This is a genomic window from Streptococcus sp. S784/96/1, assembly GCF_902729355.1.
Classification (GTDB): Bacteria; Bacillota; Bacilli; order Lactobacillales; family Streptococcaceae; genus Streptococcus; species Streptococcus caledonicus.
Genome location: NZ_CACVCC010000009.1, coordinates 26,407 through 48,939 on the forward strand (window position 1 = coordinate 26,407; position 22,533 = coordinate 48,939).

The following is a 22,533-nucleotide window of genomic DNA, read 5'->3' on the forward strand; positions in this document are numbered from 1 at the left end:
TCTAAAAAAAAATGAGTAGATTAATACTACTCATTTTACCATATTTTTTATAATTCAACAATTTTTCCTGTTTTGAGGTAGACAACCCACTCACAGATATTTTTAGCGTAGTCTCCGATACGTTCTAAGTACATTAAAACTTGGAAATATTCTTTTCCTGCAAATACCGTGTCTGGATTTTCACGAATACGTTTAACAGCAAGATTTTGAATGTCTTTGAACATGTTGTCAATTAGTTCATCTGACGCAGCTATTTCATAAGCTTTTTCATCATCACCTGACATGTAGACTTCAAGTGCTTCTTCTACCATTCGCTTAACATCTTTCCCCATTTTGCGAATTTCTTCTTCTACTTCGGCAATACGTTCTTCACCCTTGGTACGAATAGTCGCTTTGGCAATAGCTGAAGCATGGTCTCCCATACGCTCCACATCACTCGAGGCCTTCAAAACAGTGATAACAGTTCGTAAATCATGTGCCACTGGTTGCTGAAGCGCAATGATTTCAAGAGATTTTTTTTCTAAGCGTGTTTCGTAAGCATTAACAATATCATCACTTTCGATAACTTCCTTAGCCATTTCACGGTCATGCGTTACAAATGAACGAACGGCATTGTTAATTTGAGCTAAAACTTCAGTCCCCATTGCGTAAAATTGATTGTGAAGTTTAGATAATTCTTCTTCAAATTGTGCACGTAACATATATTTTTCCTTTCGTAAGTCGTAAGAGATTACCCAAATTTACCAGAAATATAGTCTTCGGTTTCTTTATTTTTAGGACTGAGGAACATTTCTTTGGTTTTATCATATTCAATGAGAGTACCATCTAAGAAGAAACCTGTACGGTCTGAAATCCTCGATGCTTGTTGCATTGATCGTGTGACAAGAAGTAATGTATACTCTTTTTTCAATCCGAAAAGAGTATCCTCAATTTTTCCAGCAGAAATCGGATCAAGAGCGGATGTAGGTTCATCCATTAACAAAATTTTCGGACTATTTGCCAAAACTCGAGCAATACAGACACGTTGTTGTTGTCCACCAGATAACCCTAGCGATGAATCATGAAGCCGATCTTTAACTTCATCCCAAATTGAAGCTCTAATTAAAGATTTTTCAACTGCTTCATCTAAGATGGACTTGTCTTTAATTCCTTTTAGACGAAGACCGTAGACAACATTCTCATAAATTGACATTGGGAAAGGATTGGGCTGCTGAAAGACCATCCCAATTTCTTTACGAAGTTCTACTGCATCCGTACTCGGGCTATAAATATTATGCCCATTATAGCTGATTGAGCCTGTTAGAGTCCATTCAGGGTTCAAATCTCCCATACGATTAATTGCACGTAGTAAAGTTGATTTCCCTGAACCAGATGGTCCGATTAGAGCCGTTATTTCATTGGGGTGAAAATCCATACTAACACTGTTTAAAGCTTTTTTCTGGCTATAGTAAACCGACAAGTCTTTCACTTGTAAAATAGGTTCTGACATGGTACCTCCTATCCAAAATGTCCTGTAACATAATCATTAGTCGACTTAAGAGTCGCATTTTGGAAGATATTTTTGGTTTTATCATATTCAATCAAATCCCCCAGATAGAAAAATGCTGTGTAGTCGCTAGCACGAGCAGCCTGTTGCATATTGTGAGTTACAATGATGATAGAGTAATTTTCTTTAAGGTCAAACATGGTTTCTTCTAACTGCATGGTTGCAATTGGATCAAGGTTTGAAGCTGGTTCATCCATCAATAAAATATCCGGTTTAACAGCAATTGCACGAGCAATACAAAGTTTTTGTTGTTGACCACCTGAAAGCGTGAAAGCAGATTTATGAAGACTATCTTTAACCTGTTCCCAAAGCGCTGCTTGTTTCAAAGACGTTTCAACGATTTCATCCAGAACTTTTTTATCTCGCATTCCTGCACGTTCATATGCAAAAGTAATGTTTTTATAAATAGATTTTGCAAATGGATTTGGACGTTGGAATACCATTCCAATATGTTTACGCATTTCATAGACATTGATTTCTGGAGCATTAATATTGATTCCCTGATAAGTAATTTCTCCAGTTACCTTAGCGATATCAATGGTGTCATTCATACGATTAAGGCTACGAAGAAAGGTTGATTTTCCACAGCCCGACGGACCAATAAGAGCCGTAATTTTATTTTTTTCGAACTGCATATCAATTCCCTTAATAGCTTCCTTTTGACCATAATAAACATGAAGGTCTTTAGTAGAAAGGATTGTTTTTTCTTCCGGGAAAGTAATAATATGACGTTCATTCCAGTTATATTCTGACATGTGGTCTCCTTATAGTAAGATACCTAGCCAGTGACCTATGTTCCACTCAAAATGAAACTGAGCAACAACAGACATCTAAATGTCTCTCATATTTTCATAGGTATGGCGGTATGACATTATTCAGCCGATGTTAATTTTGCATGGAGGATTTTTCCAAGACGACGAGCAACAAGGTTGAAAATCAAGATAAAAATCAAAAGAACAGCAGCAGATCCTGCTGACACAAAAGTTCCGTCTGGGATTGTTCCTTCACTGTTGACCTTCCAAATATGGACAGCTAATGTTTCTGCTTGACGAAAAGGTGATATAGGGCTTGAAACACTAAGTGGGTTCCAATTACTCCAATCCATTGCTGGTGCAGATTGCCCAGCAGTATAAATAAGGGCTGCCGCTTCACCAAAAATACGACCCGAAGCTAGGACGATACCAGTGACAATCCCAGGGAGAGCTTCTGGAATAACCACATGGAAAACTGTTTCCCAGCGCGAAATTCCAAGAGCTAATCCTGCTTCACGCTGAGTGTGGTGAACAGTCCGTAAACTGTCTTCTACGGTCCGCGTCATTTGAGGAAGGTTAAAGACCGTGAGCGCCAACGCACCTGAAATAATCGAAAATCCATATTCAAACTGAACAACAAAGATAAGATAACCAAAAAGGCCTACAACCACTGATGGTAGTGATGATAAAATCTCAATACAAGTACGAATGAAATTCGTTAACGGCCCCTTTTTCGCATATTCAGCCAAGTATATTCCTGCTCCTATTGATAAAGGAACTGAGATAATCAGTGTAATCACAAGTAAGAAAAAGGAATTATAAAGTTGAATTCCGATTCCCCCGCCTGCCTTATAAGAGGATGACTTCCCTGTCAAGAAATCCCAACTAATATGCGGAACACCACGAAGTAAGATATAAAGAATAAGCGACGCTAGTATTGTAACGATGATACCAGCAATAGTATAAAGGACACCTGTCGCTAATTTATCCATTTTTTTAGCGTGCATAATTTCTCTTTCTCTCTCTCGTAATAAATTTGACTAACATGTTAAAGGCAAGACTCATGAAAAGTAATACTAGGGCTAATGACCATAGCACATTATTTTGAACTGTTCCCATAACCGTATTACCAATTCCCATTGTAAGGACAGAAGTTAAAGTCGCAGCCGGTGTTGTTAATGAAGTTGGAATAACAGCTGAATTACCAACCACCATCTGGATGGCCAGAGCTTCACCAAAAGCACGAGCCATGCCAAAAATAACAGCTGTGAAGATACCCGGACGAGCCGCATTAAGAGTCACCCGCCAAATGGTTTGCCAACGCGTAGCACCCATAGCAAGACTTGCTTCACGATAATGACGAGGTACAGCACGAAGTGTATCGGTAGTCATAAAAGTGACGGTTGGTAAAATCATAACAAAGAGAACGAATACCCCTGAAAGAATACCAAAACCAGTACCACCAAAAATAGAACGTACAAATGGTACAACCACTTGAAGACCTATAAATCCATAAACAACTGATGGAATACCAACCAAAAGCTCAACTGCCGGTTGAAGAATTTTGGCACCATATTTAGGAGAAATTTCAGTCATAAAGACTGCTGCACCAATAGCAAATGGTGTGGCAATCAGAGCAGATAAAATAGTAACGATAAAAGATCCCATAATCATAGGAAGAGCACCAAATTCTCCCTGACTTGGATTCCATGTGCCACTAAATAGGAAGTTTCCAATACTTACACCGTCAACAAAGAATGTTGATAAGCCTTTTTGAGCAACAAAAATTAAAATCATTGCCACAATGAAAACAATCAAAGCAAGGCATAAGAAGGTTATTGTTTTACCGAATTTTTCTAATCTTGAATTTTTAGAAGGAGACATCAGTTTTTTAGCTAATTCTTCGTTTTTCATCTTAGTCCTCCTTCTCAGTAACCACACCGTCAGCTGATTTGGTCACTTCCATATCATTGATCGAAATATACCCCATACTTTCAACGATACCTTCTTGTACTTCTTCTGAAAGCATGTAATCTAAAAATTCTTTTGTCAAAGCAGTTGCTTTACCTTTAGTATACATGTGTTCATAAGACCAAATTGGCCAATCATTTGTTGCCACATTTTCTGGTGTTGGAGCAAAACCATTTAATTTCATCGTGTTGATAGAATCGTCAACATAAGCAAAAGCAAGGTAAGAAATCGCACCAGGAGTCTGAGCTACAATAGATTTAACCATACCATTTGAATCTTGTTCCTGACTCTGTTTAGCTGATTTTCCATCCATAACGATACTATCAAAGGTTGCACGAGAACCAGACGAAGCTGCCCGGTTAATAATAGTAATGTCTAAATCAGAACCACCAACTTCTTTCCAGTTTTTAATTTCACCAGCAAAAATTTGACGAAGTTGTTCAGTCGTTAAATTATCTACGGTTACCTTCTCATTAACGATAATAGCCAACCCAGCAACTGCTACTTGATAATCGACTAGAGCAGAAGCATCAATACCGTCTTTCTCCTCAGCAAACACATCTGAATTACCAATCTCAATAGCTCCAGACTGTACTTGAGAAAGTCCAGTACCTGACCCCCCTCCCTGAACATTAACGGATTTTCCAATGTTAATTGATCCAAATTCATCTGCTGCTGCTTCAACTAAGGGCTGTAGCGCTGTAGAGCCTACAGCAGTAATAGATTCCCCACGATCAATCCAACTAGAACATGCCGAGAGAATCATTCCTGACAAACTAATTAGGACAAGACGTTGCCACTTAGATTGTTTTTTTATAGTCATCATTTTTCCTTTTCATTTTTTCTGAAAACCATTGCGAAATACCACACTATTACATCATAACATATGAAAACTCTTGGTATCTAGGATATTTTTATAAATTGTATTCCATAACACTTAAAAATTAAATCGTAAACCTTTAGGGAAATAGTTTTTTACTGTATTGCCGACAACCTTTGCAAAACCCATGCCATTGCCTTCTACGACTATCTGGTACCAACCATTTGGTAATGACTCTGGCAAACTAATCGTATTTCCAGCAACATAAATCTCAAACTGTTCTATATCAATTTTTATAAACTGTTCTACATCATTAGGAGATAAAGCTACCCCTAAGGCAAAAGAAGGTTCAAATCGCTTTTTCTTAAAGGTTCCCAAATGTAAACCATTTCGAGCAATCTTTAACTTTTTCAAATCAGGTAAGCCATCTGGTAACAAATAGAGTTGGTCACCGAAAGTTTGCAATAAACCTGATAATTTAATTGCAAGATGCTTTTTAGCAAAATCTTGCCAAAGCGACAACTGTTCACTAGTAAGATTAGATTTTGCTGCTTTCATCTTTCTTAATTTATGCTCAGGTTGACGTGTGTCTCGCAAATGTGCCACGAACTGCCCCTCACCTTTAAAACGATGTGGGTACATGCGAGCAACCTCTGAAAACTCTATTCCCTTTACCATACCGTTAATCTTAGGAATATTGAGTAACTCTAGATTATAGGTATCAAGCAACCACTTAACAATTTCTTCATTTTCTTCAGGAGCCCAAGTGCACGTTGAATAAACTAAGCGACCTCCGGGAGCTAACATTTTCATCGCATCTTCCAAAATGGACTGCTGTAATTTAGCGCATTCTTTAGGATATTTTTCATGCCAGTATTGAGTAGCTTCATGATCTTTTCGAAACATTCCCTCACCAGAGCATGGTCCATCAAAGACAATTAAATCAAAGTAAGAGGCAAAGACTTGGGTAAGTCGATCAGCCGATTCATTCGTTACAACAACATTTCTAGCACCAAATCGCTCAATATTTTCAACCAAAATCTTACTACGTTTTGTGGATATTTCATTAGAAATTAAGACACCCGTATTTTGTAAATAGCTGAGTAGATGCGTTGATTTTCCGCCTGGGGCAGCCGCAAGATCCAAAACTCTCATTCCTTTTTTTGGAGCAGCAACTTGACCAACCATTTGAGCAGCAGGTTCTTGAGAATAAACCAAGCCTGTAACATGCTCTGCACTTTTTCCAGAGACCTTACCATAAAATCCCCAAGGAGTATTAGGAATTGGGTCAGAAAATATTTTTTGTCCAGCTTTAAGAGGATTTATCCGATACGCTGAAATTGGGTCAGACTCAAACGTTTCTAGAAACTGCTCTGCTTCTTTCCCCAAAAGATGCGTATATTTTTCAATAAATTTTTCAGGTAAATACATGTCTATATTATACTAAAATCAGTATCTTTAAGCAAAAAAAATGAAACCGAGTAACCTCAGTTTCATGATCTAAAATGTAATTCTTGAATAGTATTTTTATATTGACTAGGAAGAAAAATAACCATTTGACGATTGGTATAATCAATGTCACTACCATCAAGTGTCATCAACTCATATCCAAGAGCTTGTCCCAAAACATTAGCCGCAGCATAGTCCCAGGGATAAACATTTGAAATATAAGCCCAAAGTTGGTTATTAAGCACTCTTACTATACTTAAAGCGGCACATCCATAATTCCTCACCCCAAGTGAATGTTTTAAGAGTTCCTGTACCCCGTAACTATTTTTTAAAAGCATACCTGTGTTACAAGCAACCAGTGAGTGAGATAAGGGACGACCATCAAAAACAGGTAATTTTTCATCATTACATGTTACTGAGAACACTCCGCCACCTGAATAGAGTTTATCTTCCATGACATCATAAATCAACCCAAACTGACCACTGCCTTTTTCAAAATAAGATATCATAATCGCAAAATCAGATTTTTGAGTCACAAAATTTAGTGTCCCGTCAATGGGATCAATTACCCATACATTCCCCACTGAAATCCCATGCTGACAATTTTCCTCTTCTGCTAAAAAATGATCCTCAGGGTAATGCTCTGCAATGCTTTGAATCAAGAAGTTTTGAATAGCAATATCAATAGATGTCACTACATCATCTTGAGTGGTCTTGACAGTGACATCAAAAACATCTTTCATTTGCTCAATCACTAATTGACCAGCTTTTTTGATTAAATCTTGAGCAAAGGCAAACTTATTTTCCAAGTGAGATCACACCCTTTCCTTTGCTCTTTGCTGCTTGCACAGCACGGTAAGTTGAATAACCACTCGTTGCTTCAAATTCACGATCAATTTGTTTTTCTTGCGCTTTGCTTCTAACAATACTTTTAAAAATAGCATAGCTATTCAATAAATTTTCAGCATCAGCCTTCGCCTCATATGCTAATTCAACTTGATTCAAAAAAGAAAGCACTGAAGTAATCTCATCAGTGCTCCAAGTCAAATCAAGTGGATAAGAATAATTCTTATGCATGTCTTCCCTCAATCTCTGCTCGAATAGTTGCTTGTCGTAGTCCTTGTTTGCGATAATCACGCGGTAAAAAAGCACGGATTTCGTCCTCGTTAAAACCAACCTGCATCCGTTTCTTATCCATGATAATAGGACGACGGAGAAGGCTAGGATTTTCCGCAATTAGCTTAATTAATTCTGAAATAGACAATTCATCAACATCAATATTAAGCTTTTGAAACACCTTAGATCGTGTCGAAATAATATCTTCAGTCCCATTCTCAGTGAAAGATAGAATGTCTAGTAATTCCTCACGTGAAAGAGGACTAGTAATAATATTATGTTCGCGAAACTCAACGTCGTGCTTTAATAACCATGCCCTGGCTTTGCGACAACTGGTACAGCTAGGCGATAAAAATAGCGTAATCATGTCAAAACCGCCTTTATCCTTACATATTTACACTTTATTATACAAAAATTCAAGCTATATTTCTAGACTTTTTTCATAATTTATGCCCAATTTTTTGAAAATTGCTCATCCTTTTCCAATTGAGCGATTAAATCATCAATACCAGAAAATTTGACCATATCACGGATTTTATATAGCCAGGAAATTTCGATTTCTTCTCCGTAGATTTCTCCCATAAAATCAAAAATATGAGCTTCTAAACGTAACTCTGTTCCACCAAAGGTTACATTTTGACCAATAGAAGTCATCGCACGGTAAGTTTTACCTTTTACACAAACATCCGTCACATAGACACCATCTGAAGGCAGGTAAGTTCGATCAAGTGGTGCTACGTTTGCAGTTGGATATCCGATTGTACGACCACGCGCATCTCCATGAACCACGATTCCTCGCGTCGTAAACGTATAGCCTAATAATTGATTAGCTAATTCAATATTTCCTTTTGTGACCGCTTCACGAATACGAGTTGAAGAGATTTTTTCACCTTCAAATTGAATTTCTCCTACGGTGTGTACTTGAGCAGTTGTATTACGAGCAAGATAGTCACTGTCTGTTTTATTGTGACCAAATTGGTAGTCAAATCCTATAACGATATCCTGAGCTTGTAATTTTTCAATGTAATTTTTGATAAAATCATCCGAACTTGTTTTCGCAAATTCACTCGTAAAATTCATTAAATAAAGGTAGTCAACACCATACTCTTCAAATTTAGCATAACGTTTTTCTGGATAGGCTAGATGTAAAAGCAAATCTGGTGTAAAACGAGCAAAAGTCAATTTAGGAGACTCATGAAATGTTAATACAGTAATTGGCAATTTTTTTCGCTCTGCTATTTCCCGTGCCTTATCAAAAAGCGCCTTATGCCCTAAATGAAGCCCATCAAAATAGCCTAAAACTAAAACCGTTGCTTGTCTTTCTACCAAATCATGATAGTCGTTTATCGTTATTATGTTCATCTTAAATCAATACTTTTCTAGGTTTATAAAGGTTGTCACGTGCCTCTAAGATAGCAATCACCTTGCCATCATGAAATCCTGCTACTAGTGGTGTTATCGCATCTAAAGCGACACGACGTCCATAAGAAATCTCTGTCACCGCTTCTTCAGTCAATTCAACACGAGGGAGTTCTGAGACACCATACTCAATCGGTAGTAAAAAACCCCAATCACCTGCATTAACCTTTTCTTTAATTTGTTCTAAAGTCAAAGCAGAGCTAAGCTCTAGTCCTGCCGATGCAGTCCTTTGAAGAGCTGACATATGACTGGCGTATCCAAGTGCTGTACCTAAATCAACCGAAAGTGTTCGGACATAGGTTCCCTTACTACATACCACACGAAAGCTAAACATCGCACAATTATTGTTCAAAACAATTGGAGAGGTCCGAGAAAACTCAGTAATCGTGACTCGGCGTGATGGCCGTTCAACAACCTCACCTTGTCGGGCATACTCATAGAGCCTACGACCATTCACCTTGACTGCCGAATACATTGGTGGAACTTGAGTGATTTGACCAACAAAACGTGACATGGCCGCATCAACTGCCTCTTCGGTCAAGTCACTTACTACGGTCACATTCACTACTTCACCAGAAGCATCTTCAGTCGTAGTTGAAAACCCAATCGTAATCTCCCCTTCGTAAACTTTGCCAGCTTCTGTCATATACTCAATGATACGAGTGGATTTCCCAACAGCTATCGGAAGGACACCTGTAACATCGGGATCCAGGGTCCCACCGTGTCCAATTTTCTTTTCATTCAATATCTTTCGGAGTTTAAACACTGCATCATGGCTGGTCATACCCGCCTCTTTTTTCAAATTAATAATTCCTGAAATCATAAGCTATATTATACCAAAAAATCTCACCAGTTGGCGAGATTTTATATGGAATGAATTCTTCCCATAGTTAATAATTACAATCCCAAATCAGATTTTACAAGTACAATCAAGTATAAGTTAATCTCTAACCCTCCACCGTGCTTGCTATTCAGATAGATAATATCATTTTTAGTATGCTATTAAAATTCTAAACTATGTATAATCTTTTCTAATGTGGACTCTTGTATTGTGCTACTTTTCTTTGTCTGATTTCTTTGCACTCCTTTTATATATTTGTCGAAGTCTCCAGATAACTTGGCATAATTTATGAAACGCCGTTTGGCTTGTTCCACTGTTTGATGAAATAAGTCAGCTGCCACAGTAGGATTAAATTGTTGTAAGGAAGAAAATCGCTCTTGTTTCATCATAAAATCAATCATTTTATCAAAATTTGGGCGCTTATAATCCAAAATCATCGGATTTCTTCCTTCTTGTTCTAGCTTTGGATTGTAACGGTACAAGGACCAGTAACCAGATTCTACTGCTTGTCTTGCTTCCTGAAGACTCTCCTTCATTCCTCCTGCTATCTTGTGAGTGATACATGGGACGTAGGCAATGATAAGTGATGGTCCTGGATGTTTTTCTGCTTCTTCAAATGCTTTAATCACCTGAACTGGATTCGCACCACTTGCAACCTGAGCTACATAGACATTACCATAGGTCATTGCCATCATTCCTAAGTCTTTTTTTATTCCTCTGTTACCTGAAGCTGAAAACTTTGCAATAGCTGATGTCGGTGTGCTTTTTGAAACATGGCCACCAGTATTAGAGTATACTTCATTATCAAGTACCAGTATGTTTACATCCGCTCCGCTAGCAAGCACATGATCTAAGCCACCATAACCTATATCGTAGGCCCAACCATCTCCACCGATAATCCATTGTGAGGGTTTTACAAATAAATCACGTTTTTCGTAAAGTTTTGTCAAGAAAGGTTTTGTCTCATCCATTTCAACAAGGAGCAAGTCTATCAACTTTTTGCTTCGTGCAATTGTCCCATAGCCTTTATCAATGTTTTCAATCCAGTTATCTATCAGCTCTACCAAAACTGAACTTGCTTCCTCTTTTGCTGCGAGCATATCAGCAATCAGCGAGTGTCTCCTCGTTTGCGTAGCCATTAACATACCATATCCAAATTCAGCATTGTCTTCCAACAGAGAATTACTCCAAGCAGGACCTTGCCCAAGTGAATTGGTACTAAACGGTGTGATAGGAAACATCCCTCCCCAGATGGAAGAACAACCTGTAGCATTAGCAATCATCATCCTATTACCAAACAACTGAGTTAATAGTTTGACATACGGAGTTTCACCGCATCCTGAACATGCACCTGAAAATTCCAAGAGAGGCTGTTCAAATTGTGTATGTGCAATAGTTCCTGGCTTGGCTGGATTTTCTTTGGCACGTAAGGTCATTGAAAAGGCCCAATGAATGGCTTCTTCCTTAAACTTACCTGAAGCTTCGTCATCCACTTCAATCATCTTTAAAGCCTTGCCTTTGGCAGGACAGACCTTTACACACAGTTCACAACCAGTACAATCCTCAACAGATACCTGAATACGATACATCAGTCCATCTTTTCCCTTGTAATCTCTAACCCTGTAGCCATCAGGAGCTTGATTCAACTCATCTTGTTCAACTAGGAAAGGACGAATGGCAGCATGTGGGCAGACAAATGAACATTGATTACACTGCACACAAAATTCTGAATTCCACTCTGGTACTTCCCAAGCCGTACTGCGTTTTTCTACTGGCGCAATTCCCAAGGGAATATCTCCTGCGACGAGACCATTTTCTATCAATTGACCAACCGACACAGAATTTCCTTCCAGACGATGAACAGGTTGCTGAATCTTCTGTATATACTTCAAAGTATTGGTTGATGGGGCGTTTTGCTCCTCTCTACATAATTTCCAATCGGCTGGAATATCTATTTTTTTTATAGAAGCAAGGGTCATTTCAACAGCTCGTAGATTTTGTTCTACGACTTCCGGTGATTTATGTCTATACGCCTGAACAATCTCTTTCTTCATGGCTTCAACTGCTGCTTCTTCCGATAAAAAGTCTGTTAGTTTAAAGAAAGCCGCCTGCATGCAAATACCCGGTTTCCCATACAATCCTACTTCTTGTGTAATTTTATAGGCATTTATGGTGTAAAAGCGAATCTCGTTATCAGCCAAGTAGCGTTTGAGTTTGCTTGGAAGTAAGCGACTGAGTTTTTCATGGGACCAGGTGGTATTTAATAGAAATATTCCCCCTTTTTTTAATCCCTTTACCAAGTCTATTTTTCTTAAATATCCAGGCATGGTAACCCCAACAAAATCCGCTTCTAATATAGAATAAGAAGACTGAATTTTATCTCGACCAAATCGAAGGTTTGAAATCGTGAGACCATTCTGTTTTCTAGAATCATAATAGAAGGAACCTTGAATAGTAGAGTCAGAATGTTCACCCATAATGCGGATAATTGATTTATTGGCACTAACTGTGCCATCTCCTCCAAATCCCCAACATTTCACTTGGTAAGTTGTTTTCTTTGTCAGATCAATAGAATCTCCCACCTTTAATGAAAGGTTGGTAACATCATCTTCTATTCCTATAGTAAAATGAGGCTTTGGAGAAGCTTTCTCCAACTCAGCAAAGATAGCCATTATCTGGTTAGGTCTCACTTCTTTTGAACCCAATCCATACCTTCCCCCAATGATAAGGGGGTGTCGCTCACTTTCATAAAACGCAGTTCTTACATCTAAGAAAAGAGGTTCACCTGTGGCTCCTGCTTCTTTGGTTCTATCCAAAACAGCGATAGCTTGAACTGTCTTGGGTACTTTTTCTAAAAAATCTTTTACTGGAAAAGGTCGATAGAGATGAACCTGAATGAAGCCCACTTTTTTATTGTTATCTATCAAGTAATCAACAGTCTGACAAATTGTAGAGGATACGGATCCCATTGCTACAATAATAGTTTCTGCATCAGGATGTCCATAATATCGTATTAGGTCATAATCTGTTCCACGAAGTTGATTGATTTTTTTCATGTACTTTCGTACAACGTAGGGAAGAACTTGATAGTGTCGATTTACTGTCTCGCGCTGTTGGAAGAAAGTGTCTGGTCCTTGATTGGTTCCGGACACCGTTGGATGGTTGGGATTCATTCCTCTACCACGAAAGATGTTGAGCGCCTCTTCATGCACTAGAGGCTTGAACTCATCATATTCTAGAACAGTGATTTTTTGTAGTTCATGACTTGTCGAAAATCCATCGAAAAAATTAACGAAGGGAAGACTGGATTCTAGTGTTGCTAAATGAGCTACAAGTGACAGATCCATTACTTCTTGAACGGAACCTTCTGCCAACATTGCAAAGCCTGTCTGTCGTACAGCCATAACATCACTATGATCACCAAATATACTGAGGGCATTTGTCGTTACAGAACGTGCAGCAACATGAAAAACTGCTGGTAGTAATTCTCCTGCAATCTTGTACATGTTAGGTATCATTAGCAACAATCCTTGAGAAGAGGTACAAGTAGTCGTTAGTGCTCCAGTTTTTAATGAACCATGCACGAAGCCAGCCACTCCCGCTTCTGATTGCATTTCAACAACATTTACAGTCTGATCAAATAAGTTTTTTCTACCTTCTGCCTGCCAAGTATCAATCCATTCTCCCATTGTAGAGCTGGGTGTAATAGGGTAAATACCTGCAACATCACTAAAAGCATATGCTACGTATGCCGCAGCCATATTACCATCCATTATTTCTTGATGTGACATATTCCTTCCTCCCTACATTTTTTAATCTTTCCCCAATTCTTTGAGAAGAAATTACCTACTATTTTTAGAAAAGCTCACCCCAAACAAGATGAGCTCTTCTTCCTGAAAATTTATTTTACTTTTGGTAAAATGGTTTCTACTTCACCATGTGGACGCGGAATGACATGAACAGAGACTAACTCTCCTACACGTTGGGCTGCCGCTGCACCTGCATCAGTAGCAGCTTTTACTGCACCAACATCACCACGAACCAAAACGGTAACTAAACCACCACCTACATGTTCCTTACCAATCAAGGTAACATTAGCGGCTTTTACCATGGCATCAGCGGCCTCTATTGAACCTATCAAGCCTTTTGTTTCAATCATGCCTAGTGCTTCTGAAGTCATATTTCTTCTCCTTTACTTAATAATACGTAATTTATTGTGCGCCGTAACCCCTAAGGCATTTGCTTCTTCAGTATCTAAGTGACATTCTAACGAGAAATTACCGTTCACGCGAACAATAACATTATGGATAATGCCACCACGCTCACCAGGTATTTCCAAAGAAACAACTTGCTTGTCTTCTACACCGAAATGTTTAGCATCACTTGGGTTCATATGAATATGCCGTTTAGCGACTATACAACCTTTATTCAGCTGAATCGAGCCCACTGGACCAATGACTGTGCAACCTGGAGTATGTTCAATGTCACCGGATAAGCGTAACGGTGCGTCAATACCCAGCTTAAAACAATCGCTTCTTAATATTTCAACCTGCGTATGGCTCCGTGACGGACCTAAAATCCTAACTCTTTCAATAACTCCCTTAGGACCTGCAATGGTTACACATTCCTTGTAGGCAAATTGTCCCTTTTGCGACAATTCTTTTAGTTGATTAAAGCGGTAGCCAGGACCGAATAAACAATCTATATCTACCTGAGATAAATGAATGTGCCTATTTGATATACCTAGAGGAATGGCATTGCGACCAAAAACATCTGCTTTTGTTACAGGTTCCTTGGCTGCCACTGGCTTTTCTTCGACCAAAACCTTTTCTACATTGCTATCCCTTCCATCAAGATAGTCAACTACTTTGTAAAACAAGCTTTCTAGATCTTCTCCCACACAATCACCTCCTATCTTCTTAAAGATGACAAAATCTCTCTAACAATAGCTTCATTATCAATGTCATCTTCGGTAGACAGAGTTTGTTTCTCATTTAATTCATCAGACTGTAAGTTTTGACGTTTTTCAAAATTTTCTTGAATAGCCTGTGGCGTTTGACTCAAAAAATCTTTTTCCAATTCATGCTTGTTTTGACAATGAATGCTCGCTGAGCATACTGCATCAATCTTTGTATCGGTTTTAGATAACATAGTCAATTTTGGCAATGATTGAAAGCGACTATCTTTCGCAACAATAGTTGTAACATCTTTTATTCCGTATGCAACTGTTTTTACATTTACCAAGTGTTCTGGGGTTAGATTATCCGAAACAGAACTACCACCATCAGTACCACAACCTAGGGTAAAGGCAATTGGAAGTCCGGTGGAAATACCTGTACCACCTTGGCTTCCTCCTGTATTGATTAAGATACGAGAAGCAGGCTTACTGGAGAAACGGAAAATCATTTCTGGGTCACCTGTATGTAAACTCATCGTATGACCGATACCATTTTGTAGCAGTCGAATACTCAAAGCACAAGCTTCTTCCCAATCTTTAACAACATAAAAACCAATAACAGTCGTTAATTTTTCAAACGATAGTGGATTTCCCTGACCAACACCAACTTGAGGACCTACCAAAATCTTGGTATCTTCTGGTACTGACAGCCCTGCTGCAGCTGCAATTTTTATAGCTGGTTGTCCAACAAATTTCGGATTCATTGACGGATGGCATCCCTTAGTATTCCCTCTAAAGAGAAGCTGACAAACCCTGTCTGTCTCTTCTCGGGTCATGAGGTAGCATCCTTGCTCTTTTAATTCACGGAGCACTTTATCCTTATTGCTTTCTTCACAGATAATCGCTTGTTCAGAGGCGCAAATCGTCCCGTTATCAAATGTTTTAGAGGCAATAATAGTAGCAATTGCTTTTTTTACATCCGCTGTTTTCTCAATATAAGCTGGAGAATTACCAGCCCCAACACCAATAGCTGGTTTGCCACTACTATAAGCAGCTTTTACCATACCAGGACCGCCCGTTGCGATAATCATTGCAACTTCTTTTGAGTGCATCAATTCATTTGTTGATTCTAATGTTGGGTTCATAACACACCCTACAATATGTTCTGGCGCCCCTGCTTCAACTGCAGCTTTTCTCACTAGTTCAGCCGCTTCTATACTACACCTCTTAGCCGATGGATGTGGAGCAAACACAATTGCATTACGCGATTTAATAGAAATAATCGACTTATAAATAATTGTTGAAGTTGGGTTGGTAGAAGGTGTGATCCCCAACACCAGTCCCATTGGCTCAGCTACTCTAAAAACTTTATTATTTTCATCAAAATCTAAAATTCCCGATGTCTTATAATCCTTGATTTCATCATAAAGTAAAGTTGAGGCTGCATAATTTTTATAAGCCTTATCTTCCAATTTACCAAAGCCTGTTTCTTCGACTGCTAAGTTAGCCAAATAATAAGCATTGGCTTCGACTGATTTTACAATATTTTTTAGAATGGCATCTATCTGTTCATCTGAAAAATGCGCAATCTTCTGTGCTGCTTCTTTTCCATTTCTTGCTAAATCACGTGCTTCTTGTATAGAGCAGAGATCTACATCAATTGTCTTCATTCTGCTTTGAACCTCCTACGTTTTTTCTACTGACCGTTTGATTTTCTTAGAATAATCATCGACCAACATGGCAATCATCGTTTTCCTTACCAAGCTAGATAATTTTTCTTCTGCAATGGAAATATTCTCATTATCTGAAATCATCGTCCGTAAGTCTGCAGCCTTTGTTCTTTCTAGTTGTCGCCTGTATTCCTTAACAGTTAAGGTTACATTTACTATCGGTTCTTCGATACTATCTGTGACTTGTTCTTCTGCCTCAACGATTTTATCTGTCGCTTTTGAAGCGTTTGATAAGTGGGCAACTGCTACTTCTCTTGTTGATTCATCGTGTAAGAGGCTCATCTCAGTATTCTCATCTAAAATGGAAGAAAGTTGTTGGTCCGGTCTAGGAATGACATGCGAACTATGAAGAAATTCCGTACCAAATCTCTGAACAGCGCTAGCCCCAGCTTCCACAGCTACTTTTACTGCTCCAACATCTCCCTCGATACTGATAGTGACCAAACCTCCACGCACTTTTTCTAATTTCATCAAAGAAACATTTGCAACTTTTAGCATGACATCCGCAGCTTCAATGGCTCCGATAAACCCATACGTTTCTATCAACCCTAAAGCTCTCATTCTTTGGCCTCCCCAACTACATTAAGTCTGCCCAGTTCGATGGATACGTAGTATAAAATAGTTTTGCATTATCTGGTGAACCCCAAACCACATTTGAGCCTGAAGGGACAAATAAAACATCTCCTTCACGCGCTACAAAAGTTTGTCCATCGATTTCAACTGTTACCGTTCCCGAGATAACATAATCAATTTCTTCGTATGGTAGTTTCCATGCAAATTTGGATTGATCAATCGTTAGAAAACCTGCACTCATTTTTGATTCATGCTGGCCAACAAGTTCCTGAAAACCGACCTTGGCACCCGGTGTTCCTGTATCAAAGTCATCCATCCGAACTGTTGAACCACGTACAACTTTCATACCATTTGTATGCGAAACAAAACGGTATGGCTTGGCTTCCCTCTCTATTTTGTCATCTGTATTCATTAAAATATTCTTTAAAATATGCAGGATTTCATCAGTGCTGATACGTTGATTACTCATTTCAAATGATGTTGTACAAGTATCTTCGCAACACTCAAATGAAATACCATATTTTTTGGCTTCATCTTGTGCAGCAGGAGTAATAATTGTCCCTTTTTCAATATGACACACCATCTGCCCTGCTTCCTTACATGCAAGAACATCTTTTGCAACTATCAATTTTGCCATCTCTTCTCCTTTCTATTCCAACAATCTATTTATTTCTCCGTTTTGTTGTTTGATTTGATCGTAGTTTTCGTCAATAATTCCTATAACCGCTGCATCAACTGGCATCAAATCATTTTCCATCATACGACGGGCAGCAGAACCTGTTGCCACAATGACTCGATCACCAATTCCTGCACCGATCATATCAGCAACGACCATAATCTCTCCGGATCTACTACCACCGACTACCTTTGCCAGTAGAAATTTAGCACCATTCAAGGCATCCGATTTTCTAGTGGCCCAAATTGTATCAACTAATTCTGCAACTAACATCTTCGCCTCCTAATACATAATTTCTTGACTGCAATTCATTGCTATTCCTATCGGGGTAACAAACATCGGATTTTTCGGTTTAACAGTTCGAATACCCGTTTCTTTTTCGATAATGGCCTCAATTCCAGTTAGACAACTGGTGCCACCAACTAAGTAGATGGTATCCACATCATATCCAGCAATACTATTATTTATAATGCTGGCAATTTTTTCAACGACAGGCTTCAAAACGCTATTCAGTTCTTTATGATTGTTGTTATCTCGCTTATAGGCGTCAGCCTCTTCAAAGGTTAGGTGGTAAGCACCAGAGATTACCAAAGTAAAGTGCGTTCCCCCTGTTGCCTCATCAACTGTCTTCACTACTTCTCCATCTTTTAAGATAGAAATACCTGTTGTCCCACCACCAATATCCACAATTGCCCCATCTTTAAGTCCTACAATGGTATTAGCTGCTGTAGGTTCATCTAATAAAGCTGTCAACTCAAAGCCTGCTCCTTGAACAACATTTTTGATTACTCCACCATCTAATAAATCTGTCCCTGGCGGAAGGGCCGCAGCAGCATAGAGTAATTCCGTCTGTAATTGTCTTTCTAAACTTTCTTTTAGTTCTCGGACAATGCGAATCGCTCCAATATAATCAACAATCATTCCATCCTTGATAACATTGGCGCTGCGGTGTGCACCAGCTACAATATTTCGATTCTCATCTAGGACAACTAAGACGATGTAGGCAGTTCCTAAATCAACCCCCGTATAATAAATATGACTTTTTGTAATAACAGGTTGTTTTTCAGCCTTTTCAAATTCCTCCACATACTGATCGCATGTTTTAGGTAATTTGTTTGATATCATCGTCTACCTCCTCACATCTTTTGACACAAGATATAATCATACCTGCCAACCGATTGATAACTTCTTGCAATACTTCCGGTATTGGTTCATCAACTCTTTCAGACAAGGTCTGAAACTTAAAATATAGAGGGAATAGACGAGAGGCTACTCTCCCTTTTTTAGTTCTCAACAACAATCGCATTCTTCCTAAACTTTCGACCACAGATGGCTGACTAATTGCTTGTTCTTTAATCATTTGACGGTCTGAAATCGATGATGTTGCCATACATTGTTCTAGCATGCATAGCTCTTCAGAGATAGAAAAATCCAACTCAATCAACTCATAGGCCACTCGTAAAAGTTCACTCCGAAGTATCAGCCACTCATTTGACTGTGTGATACATGATAAACAGCTATTGGTGATTGAACTTGATTTTACTGCATTGGTTAACGGCTTTTTTTCAGTCTCATCAATGAGTCGAACCTTACGGTCCATAAGAAAAGTTTTTGCTCCTGGAGTTAATCTAGTTTGTTTTTGAATAGTGAAGGTTTCAAAAGGATTGTCACGATAAATCAGACGTAAATCATCTTCAGTTAGATATTTCATAACATCCTCCTTCCACTCAATAATATCTTTTTATATACTTATGTTAGCCATTAGTGCATTGAGCGATAGATAGCCTCAATCTGCTCCTGCGTAACGGTCCTTGGATTTGTTGGTGTACAAGCATCTGCCATTACCCTTTGTGCCATCTCTGGAATCATTTTTTCAAACTCTTTTCGATCAATTCCCAATTCTTCAAGTTTCGTTGGGATACTCATTTTTATCGATAATTGTTTAATTGCACTTGTCAGAGCTACTACTGATTGTTTAACTGTGACTTTGCCAATATTCAGCAACTCTGCAACCTCAGCGTATCGTCTAGCTACCTCTGTCTCTCCCAAACTATCCAAGGAAGCATTAAATGAAATGACGTAGGGCAATAGGTAGGCATTGATCCGACCATGCGGTACATGGAAGAAAGCACCGATAGCATGAGATAAACTGTGACAAATTCCCAACCCTGCATTATTAAAAGCAATACCTGCTATAGATGAAGCATTATGCATCTTCTCACGAGCTAATTGATTGTCACCATTTTTATAGGTTTCAAAGATGTATTGCCAAGTCAACCGGATGCCTTTTTCAGCACAGGCATCAGAAAAATCATTAGCCTGATTGGATACATAAGCTTCCAGACAATGCGTCAGCACGTCCATTCCTGCATCCGCTGTCACCGATGGTGGCAGAGTCATTGTAAAAGTAGTGTCCAAAATAGCGAGATCCGGAACCATTGAATCATCAACTAATGCAATTTTTTCATTATGCGTTGGATCTGAGATGACTGCAAAAGCGGTATTTTCACTTCCTGACCCACTTGTAGTGGGAATCGCAATCAAGTAAGGACTGTCTACTTTTTCAGATTCAGAATACACTCGGACAACTGCCTTGGCTGTATCCATCGCTGATCCTCCTCCTAAGGCAATAACAGCATCTGGTTTATACTTTCTAATTTCAGCCATACTTTCAGAAACGACTTGTACTGTCGGGTCAGGGACAACATTTGAAAAAACCTTAGTCTCTGCTCCCGAAGTAGTTAGAACCTCTAAAACTTCGTTCACAAGGTGACTTTGTTCCATGAAAGGATCACAAATAACGTAGGCTTTCGTAATTGGTAATTCTGAAATTTTTGCTGTAGCCCCTTTACCAAAAATAAAGCGTGGACCCACTTGAAATTCATGTATTTTCATTGATTACCTTCTTTTAATTGTTCTATTTTTTTACATAATTCGTGATAGGTATCAGAGTTTTCCATCTCCCATTCAATAATCTCATCAACACCAGCTTCTCGTAATTCAGCTATGCAATCAGCTGTATTTTTAATAGACTGTCCTTGATGATGAGCAATAATCCCTAAACTAGGAAGTCTAAACACTTGTGCAAAATTAGGTGAATAGACTCTATAGGCACGGCTAGAATGTAAGAGCATCAGGAGACAATAAGCATTTTGTTGCATTGCAATAATATGCTTTTTCATGCTAGGACTCCTAAGATAAGTGCTAGGAACATAAATTGTTTCACGACCGTACACGATAGATTTTATGAGGCAAATCTCCTCCTCATTTTCTAGTACTCTAATGAGTTCCTTTTTCCCAGAACCCTCTGGTCCAATAATCAGTATTCGTTTTCTCATGATTTTGTTAATGAAACAATGGAGAATCCTAAGTTAGCCTTAAAATAGTCAAGAATTCTTTGTAGGGCTGTTTCTACACTCTGTACATCTCCACTAAACATGAGAGAACCTGTGAAACGATCAATAAAACAAATGTCTATATCTGCTGCTTTTCCGGCTAAATCTGCAGCAATAACAGCTGTTTCGTATGGAGTTATAGCCAAAATTCCAATAGCTCCTTTATCTTCTACTCCCAGACTGTCATAAACCGATTGGATGGGAGCAGCAATAACATGAGCCAATGTAATTTGTTTACCCGGAACAGATTCTTGAATAATTCGATTGATTTCTCCAATTACTTCCACAAAATTCCTCCTCCCAATCCTTAGTGTTTAACAACATTTACTGGAAAATCATACGATAAGATATAGCTTTCTATCCTATCTAAGTCATATTGACTTAACGATGGATCACCTTCAATTTGATATTCCATTCCCAATTGTTTATACTTATTGACACCTAATTTATGATAGGGTAGAAGATCAATTCCCTGAAAATTTACTCTGTCTTTATACGGAAGTAAAAAGTCAATAATAGCACGAATCTCCTCTTCGCTATCATTGATTCCTTTCAACATGGGCATGCGAATCTTCACATTATAACCGGCATCTAATACAGATTTTAGATTGTTCAAAATCCGCTCGTTTCCAACACCTGTCCATTCATTGTGTTTTTTGGAATCCATATGCTTCAAGTCAAATAAGAACAGATCTGTATACTCAGCGACCTTCATCACCACCTTATTTGGGACATGACCTGCTGTTTCTACTGCGGTATTCAAACCATCTTGCTTACAAGCTTTCAACAAAGCAAGTGCCCCTTCACCCTGGGCCAAACATTCTCCACCAGACAGAGTAACACCACCACCAGACATTTCATAAAAGGCATCATCTTCATGAATAATATCCATCAGTTCTGAGATGGTTTTAGCCTCTCCTGCAATTGTTAATGCACCTTCGGGACACCCCTCAATATCTGCTCTTGTTGGACGCTTTTTCTGATAACGCCGAATATCAATTGGATGCTCTTTGTCGGAATACTCATATGGAACAGGCACTTCCTCATTAGCAAATTTAAAGCAAACACTTCCCAGCGGACAAGTTTTGGCACAAGAGTTATAGGGTTTGCATAGGGTTTCCTTATGCATGATGTTTGTCCCAAATTCTAGTCCTTCTGGATTAGCACACCACTTACAACGCATTGGACAACCTTTGAAGAAAACAATAGTACGAATGCCTGGACCATCATATAAATTATATTTTTGAACATTGAATACATTGATTCGTGTTTCATGTTTTTTTACTGTTGCCACTACAATTTTCTCCTATCCGAATAGTTACAGTAGGCCTTCTGGCTAAAGAAGACC

Annotated in this window: 25 protein-coding genes; all 25 read right to left on the reverse strand. The window is 38.7% G+C overall.

The features are described from left to right. Window positions 1-47: 47 nt before the first annotated feature. Window positions 48-701, reverse strand: coding sequence for a phosphate signaling complex protein PhoU (gene phoU / locus GZ996_RS04595; RefSeq protein WP_156805147.1), 654 nt, complete (start codon window positions 699-701; stop codon window positions 48-50). A gap of 29 nt (window positions 702-730) precedes the next feature. Beyond that, entirely contained in the window at window positions 731-1,489 is a 759-nt protein-coding gene (pstB, locus tag GZ996_RS04600) for a phosphate ABC transporter ATP-binding protein PstB (RefSeq protein WP_162011440.1), read from the reverse strand. Window positions 1,490-1,497: 8 nt separating this feature from the next. Beyond that, complete coding sequence (gene pstB, locus GZ996_RS04605) at window positions 1,498-2,301, reverse strand: phosphate ABC transporter ATP-binding protein PstB (protein WP_156805145.1); 804 nt, start codon at window positions 2,299-2,301, stop codon at window positions 1,498-1,500. 116 nt (window positions 2,302-2,417) lie between these two features. Beyond that, window positions 2,418-3,305 carry a phosphate ABC transporter permease PstA gene (gene pstA / locus GZ996_RS04610; RefSeq protein WP_161980706.1) on the reverse strand — a complete coding sequence of 296 codons (888 nt, stop codon included), beginning with the start codon at window positions 3,303-3,305 and terminating at the stop codon, window positions 2,418-2,420. Continuing rightward, window positions 3,295-4,212: a phosphate ABC transporter permease subunit PstC gene (gene pstC / locus GZ996_RS04615; RefSeq protein ID WP_156805143.1), complete on the reverse strand. Its 918-nt coding sequence runs from the start codon at window positions 4,210-4,212 to the stop codon at window positions 3,295-3,297. Before pstC ends, pstA begins: the two co-directional genes overlap by 11 nt. A 1-nt stretch (window position 4,213) precedes the next feature. Beyond that, a complete protein-coding gene (locus tag GZ996_RS04620; protein ID WP_162011441.1) occupies window positions 4,214-5,092 on the reverse strand; it encodes a phosphate ABC transporter substrate-binding protein PstS family protein in 879 nt (292 codons plus the stop codon). Between the two features lie 114 nt (window positions 5,093-5,206). Continuing rightward, window positions 5,207-6,520 (reverse strand): RsmF rRNA methyltransferase first C-terminal domain-containing protein, encoded by a 1,314-nt coding sequence (locus GZ996_RS04625; RefSeq protein WP_161980707.1) that lies wholly within the window; start codon window positions 6,518-6,520, stop codon window positions 5,207-5,209. Window positions 6,521-6,582: 62 nt separating this feature from the next. Beyond that, window positions 6,583-7,347 carry an inositol monophosphatase family protein gene (locus GZ996_RS04630; protein WP_162011442.1) on the reverse strand — a complete coding sequence of 255 codons (765 nt, stop codon included), beginning with the start codon at window positions 7,345-7,347 and terminating at the stop codon, window positions 6,583-6,585. Continuing rightward, window positions 7,337-7,615, reverse strand: coding sequence for a UPF0223 family protein (locus tag GZ996_RS04635; RefSeq protein ID WP_156805139.1), 279 nt, complete (start codon window positions 7,613-7,615; stop codon window positions 7,337-7,339). The genes GZ996_RS04630 and GZ996_RS04635 overlap by 11 nt, the downstream gene beginning before the upstream one ends. Then, a complete protein-coding gene (locus tag GZ996_RS04640) occupies window positions 7,608-8,021 on the reverse strand; it encodes a Spx/MgsR family RNA polymerase-binding regulatory protein (RefSeq protein WP_156805138.1) in 414 nt (137 codons plus the stop codon). The genes GZ996_RS04635 and GZ996_RS04640 overlap by 8 nt, the downstream gene beginning before the upstream one ends. 80 nt (window positions 8,022-8,101) lie before the next feature. After that, on the reverse strand, window positions 8,102-9,016 hold the full coding sequence (locus tag GZ996_RS04645; protein WP_162011443.1) for a bifunctional riboflavin kinase/FAD synthetase: 915 nt from the start codon (window positions 9,014-9,016) through the stop codon (window positions 8,102-8,104). Between the two features lies 1 nt (window position 9,017). After that, complete coding sequence (truB, locus tag GZ996_RS04650) at window positions 9,018-9,896, reverse strand: tRNA pseudouridine(55) synthase TruB (RefSeq protein WP_161979155.1); 879 nt, start codon at window positions 9,894-9,896, stop codon at window positions 9,018-9,020. A gap of 179 nt (window positions 9,897-10,075) precedes the next feature. Then, a complete protein-coding gene (nifJ, locus tag GZ996_RS04655; RefSeq protein ID WP_162011444.1) occupies window positions 10,076-13,705 on the reverse strand; it encodes a pyruvate:ferredoxin (flavodoxin) oxidoreductase in 3,630 nt (1,209 codons plus the stop codon). Between the two features lie 110 nt (window positions 13,706-13,815). After that, window positions 13,816-14,094 carry an ethanolamine utilization microcompartment protein EutM gene (gene eutM / locus GZ996_RS04660; RefSeq protein WP_120171622.1) on the reverse strand — a complete coding sequence of 93 codons (279 nt, stop codon included), beginning with the start codon at window positions 14,092-14,094 and terminating at the stop codon, window positions 13,816-13,818. Window positions 14,095-14,106: 12 nt separating this feature from the next. Next, window positions 14,107-14,814, reverse strand: a complete 708-nt coding sequence (gene pduL / locus GZ996_RS04665; RefSeq protein ID WP_161981093.1) for a phosphate propanoyltransferase — start codon at window positions 14,812-14,814, stop codon at window positions 14,107-14,109. An 11-nt stretch (window positions 14,815-14,825) separates the two neighbouring features. After that, window positions 14,826-16,481, reverse strand: coding sequence for an acetaldehyde dehydrogenase (acetylating) (locus tag GZ996_RS04670; protein WP_162011445.1), 1,656 nt, complete (start codon window positions 16,479-16,481; stop codon window positions 14,826-14,828). Window positions 16,482-16,496: 15 nt separating this feature from the next. Continuing rightward, window positions 16,497-17,102 (reverse strand): BMC domain-containing protein, encoded by a 606-nt coding sequence (locus GZ996_RS12080; protein ID WP_162011446.1) that lies wholly within the window; start codon window positions 17,100-17,102, stop codon window positions 16,497-16,499. A 16-nt stretch (window positions 17,103-17,118) separates the two neighbouring features. Then, window positions 17,119-17,751 (reverse strand): cupin domain-containing protein, encoded by a 633-nt coding sequence (locus tag GZ996_RS04680; RefSeq protein WP_024532905.1) that lies wholly within the window; start codon window positions 17,749-17,751, stop codon window positions 17,119-17,121. Between the two features lie 12 nt (window positions 17,752-17,763). After that, a complete protein-coding gene (locus GZ996_RS04685; protein WP_024532904.1) occupies window positions 17,764-18,063 on the reverse strand; it encodes a EutN/CcmL family microcompartment protein in 300 nt (99 codons plus the stop codon). 9 nt (window positions 18,064-18,072) lie between these two features. Next, window positions 18,073-18,915 (reverse strand): ethanolamine utilization protein EutJ, encoded by an 843-nt coding sequence (eutJ, locus tag GZ996_RS04690; protein WP_162011447.1) that lies wholly within the window; start codon window positions 18,913-18,915, stop codon window positions 18,073-18,075. Then, window positions 18,893-19,501 (reverse strand): hypothetical protein, encoded by a 609-nt coding sequence (locus GZ996_RS04695; RefSeq protein ID WP_156805130.1) that lies wholly within the window; start codon window positions 19,499-19,501, stop codon window positions 18,893-18,895. Before GZ996_RS04695 ends, eutJ begins: the two co-directional genes overlap by 23 nt. 50 nt (window positions 19,502-19,551) lie before the next feature. Beyond that, complete coding sequence (locus tag GZ996_RS04700) at window positions 19,552-20,685, reverse strand: 1-propanol dehydrogenase PduQ (protein WP_162011448.1); 1,134 nt, start codon at window positions 20,683-20,685, stop codon at window positions 19,552-19,554. After that, window positions 20,682-21,128, reverse strand: a complete 447-nt coding sequence (locus GZ996_RS04705; RefSeq protein WP_162011449.1) for a EutP/PduV family microcompartment system protein — start codon at window positions 21,126-21,128, stop codon at window positions 20,682-20,684. Before GZ996_RS04705 ends, GZ996_RS04700 begins: the two co-directional genes overlap by 4 nt. After that, entirely contained in the window at window positions 21,125-21,472 is a 348-nt protein-coding gene (locus GZ996_RS04710) for a BMC domain-containing protein (protein WP_156805127.1), read from the reverse strand. Before GZ996_RS04710 ends, GZ996_RS04705 begins: the two co-directional genes overlap by 4 nt. Window positions 21,473-21,492: 20 nt before the next feature. Then, a complete protein-coding gene (gene cutD / locus GZ996_RS04715) occupies window positions 21,493-22,485 on the reverse strand; it encodes a choline TMA-lyase-activating enzyme (protein WP_024532898.1) in 993 nt (330 codons plus the stop codon). Window positions 22,486-22,533 lie beyond the last annotated feature (48 nt).

Excerpts from the sequence above, each read along its gene's own strand:
- GZ996_RS04635 (WP_156805139.1), bottom strand. The coding sequence starts at position 7,615 with ATGCATAAGAATTATTCTTATCCACTTGATTTGACTTGGAGCACTGAT.
- eutJ (WP_162011447.1), bottom strand. The coding sequence starts at position 18,915 with ATGATATCAAACAAATTACCTAAAACATGCGATCAGTATGTGGAGGAA.
- GZ996_RS04680 (WP_024532905.1), bottom strand. The coding sequence starts at position 17,751 with ATGGCAAAATTGATAGTTGCAAAAGATGTTCTTGCATGTAAGGAAGCA.
- phoU (WP_156805147.1), bottom strand. The coding sequence starts at position 701 with ATGTTACGTGCACAATTTGAAGAAGAATTATCTAAACTTCACAATCAA.
- truB (WP_161979155.1), bottom strand. The coding sequence starts at position 9,896 with ATGATTTCAGGAATTATTAATTTGAAAAAAGAGGCGGGTATGACCAGC.
- GZ996_RS04705 (WP_162011449.1), bottom strand. The coding sequence starts at position 21,128 with ATGAGAAAACGAATACTGATTATTGGACCAGAGGGTTCTGGGAAAAAG.
- pstB (WP_162011440.1), bottom strand. The coding sequence starts at position 1,489 with ATGTCAGAACCTATTTTACAAGTGAAAGACTTGTCGGTTTACTATAGC.
- GZ996_RS12080 (WP_162011446.1), bottom strand. The coding sequence starts at position 17,102 with ATGAGAGCTTTAGGGTTGATAGAAACGTATGGGTTTATCGGAGCCATT.
- GZ996_RS04695 (WP_156805130.1), bottom strand. The coding sequence starts at position 19,501 with ATGAAATATCTAACTGAAGATGATTTACGTCTGATTTATCGTGACAAT.
- pstC (WP_156805143.1), bottom strand. The coding sequence starts at position 4,212 with ATGAAAAACGAAGAATTAGCTAAAAAACTGATGTCTCCTTCTAAAAAT.
- GZ996_RS04685 (WP_024532904.1), bottom strand. The coding sequence starts at position 18,063 with ATGTTAGTTGCAGAATTAGTTGATACAATTTGGGCCACTAGAAAATCG.
- pstA (WP_161980706.1), bottom strand. The coding sequence starts at position 3,305 with ATGCACGCTAAAAAAATGGATAAATTAGCGACAGGTGTCCTTTATACT.
- GZ996_RS04640 (WP_156805138.1), bottom strand. The coding sequence starts at position 8,021 with ATGATTACGCTATTTTTATCGCCTAGCTGTACCAGTTGTCGCAAAGCC.
- GZ996_RS04700 (WP_162011448.1), bottom strand. The coding sequence starts at position 20,685 with ATGAAAATACATGAATTTCAAGTGGGTCCACGCTTTATTTTTGGTAAA.
- GZ996_RS04625 (WP_161980707.1), bottom strand. The coding sequence starts at position 6,520 with ATGTATTTACCTGAAAAATTTATTGAAAAATATACGCATCTTTTGGGG.
- GZ996_RS04670 (WP_162011445.1), bottom strand. The coding sequence starts at position 16,481 with ATGAAGACAATTGATGTAGATCTCTGCTCTATACAAGAAGCACGTGAT.
- GZ996_RS04620 (WP_162011441.1), bottom strand. The coding sequence starts at position 5,092 with ATGACTATAAAAAAACAATCTAAGTGGCAACGTCTTGTCCTAATTAGT.
- GZ996_RS04645 (WP_162011443.1), bottom strand. The coding sequence starts at position 9,016 with ATGAACATAATAACGATAAACGACTATCATGATTTGGTAGAAAGACAA.
- eutM (WP_120171622.1), bottom strand. The coding sequence starts at position 14,094 with ATGACTTCAGAAGCACTAGGCATGATTGAAACAAAAGGCTTGATAGGT.
- nifJ (WP_162011444.1), bottom strand. The coding sequence starts at position 13,705 with ATGTCACATCAAGAAATAATGGATGGTAATATGGCTGCGGCATACGTA.
- pstB (WP_156805145.1), bottom strand. The coding sequence starts at position 2,301 with ATGTCAGAATATAACTGGAATGAACGTCATATTATTACTTTCCCGGAA.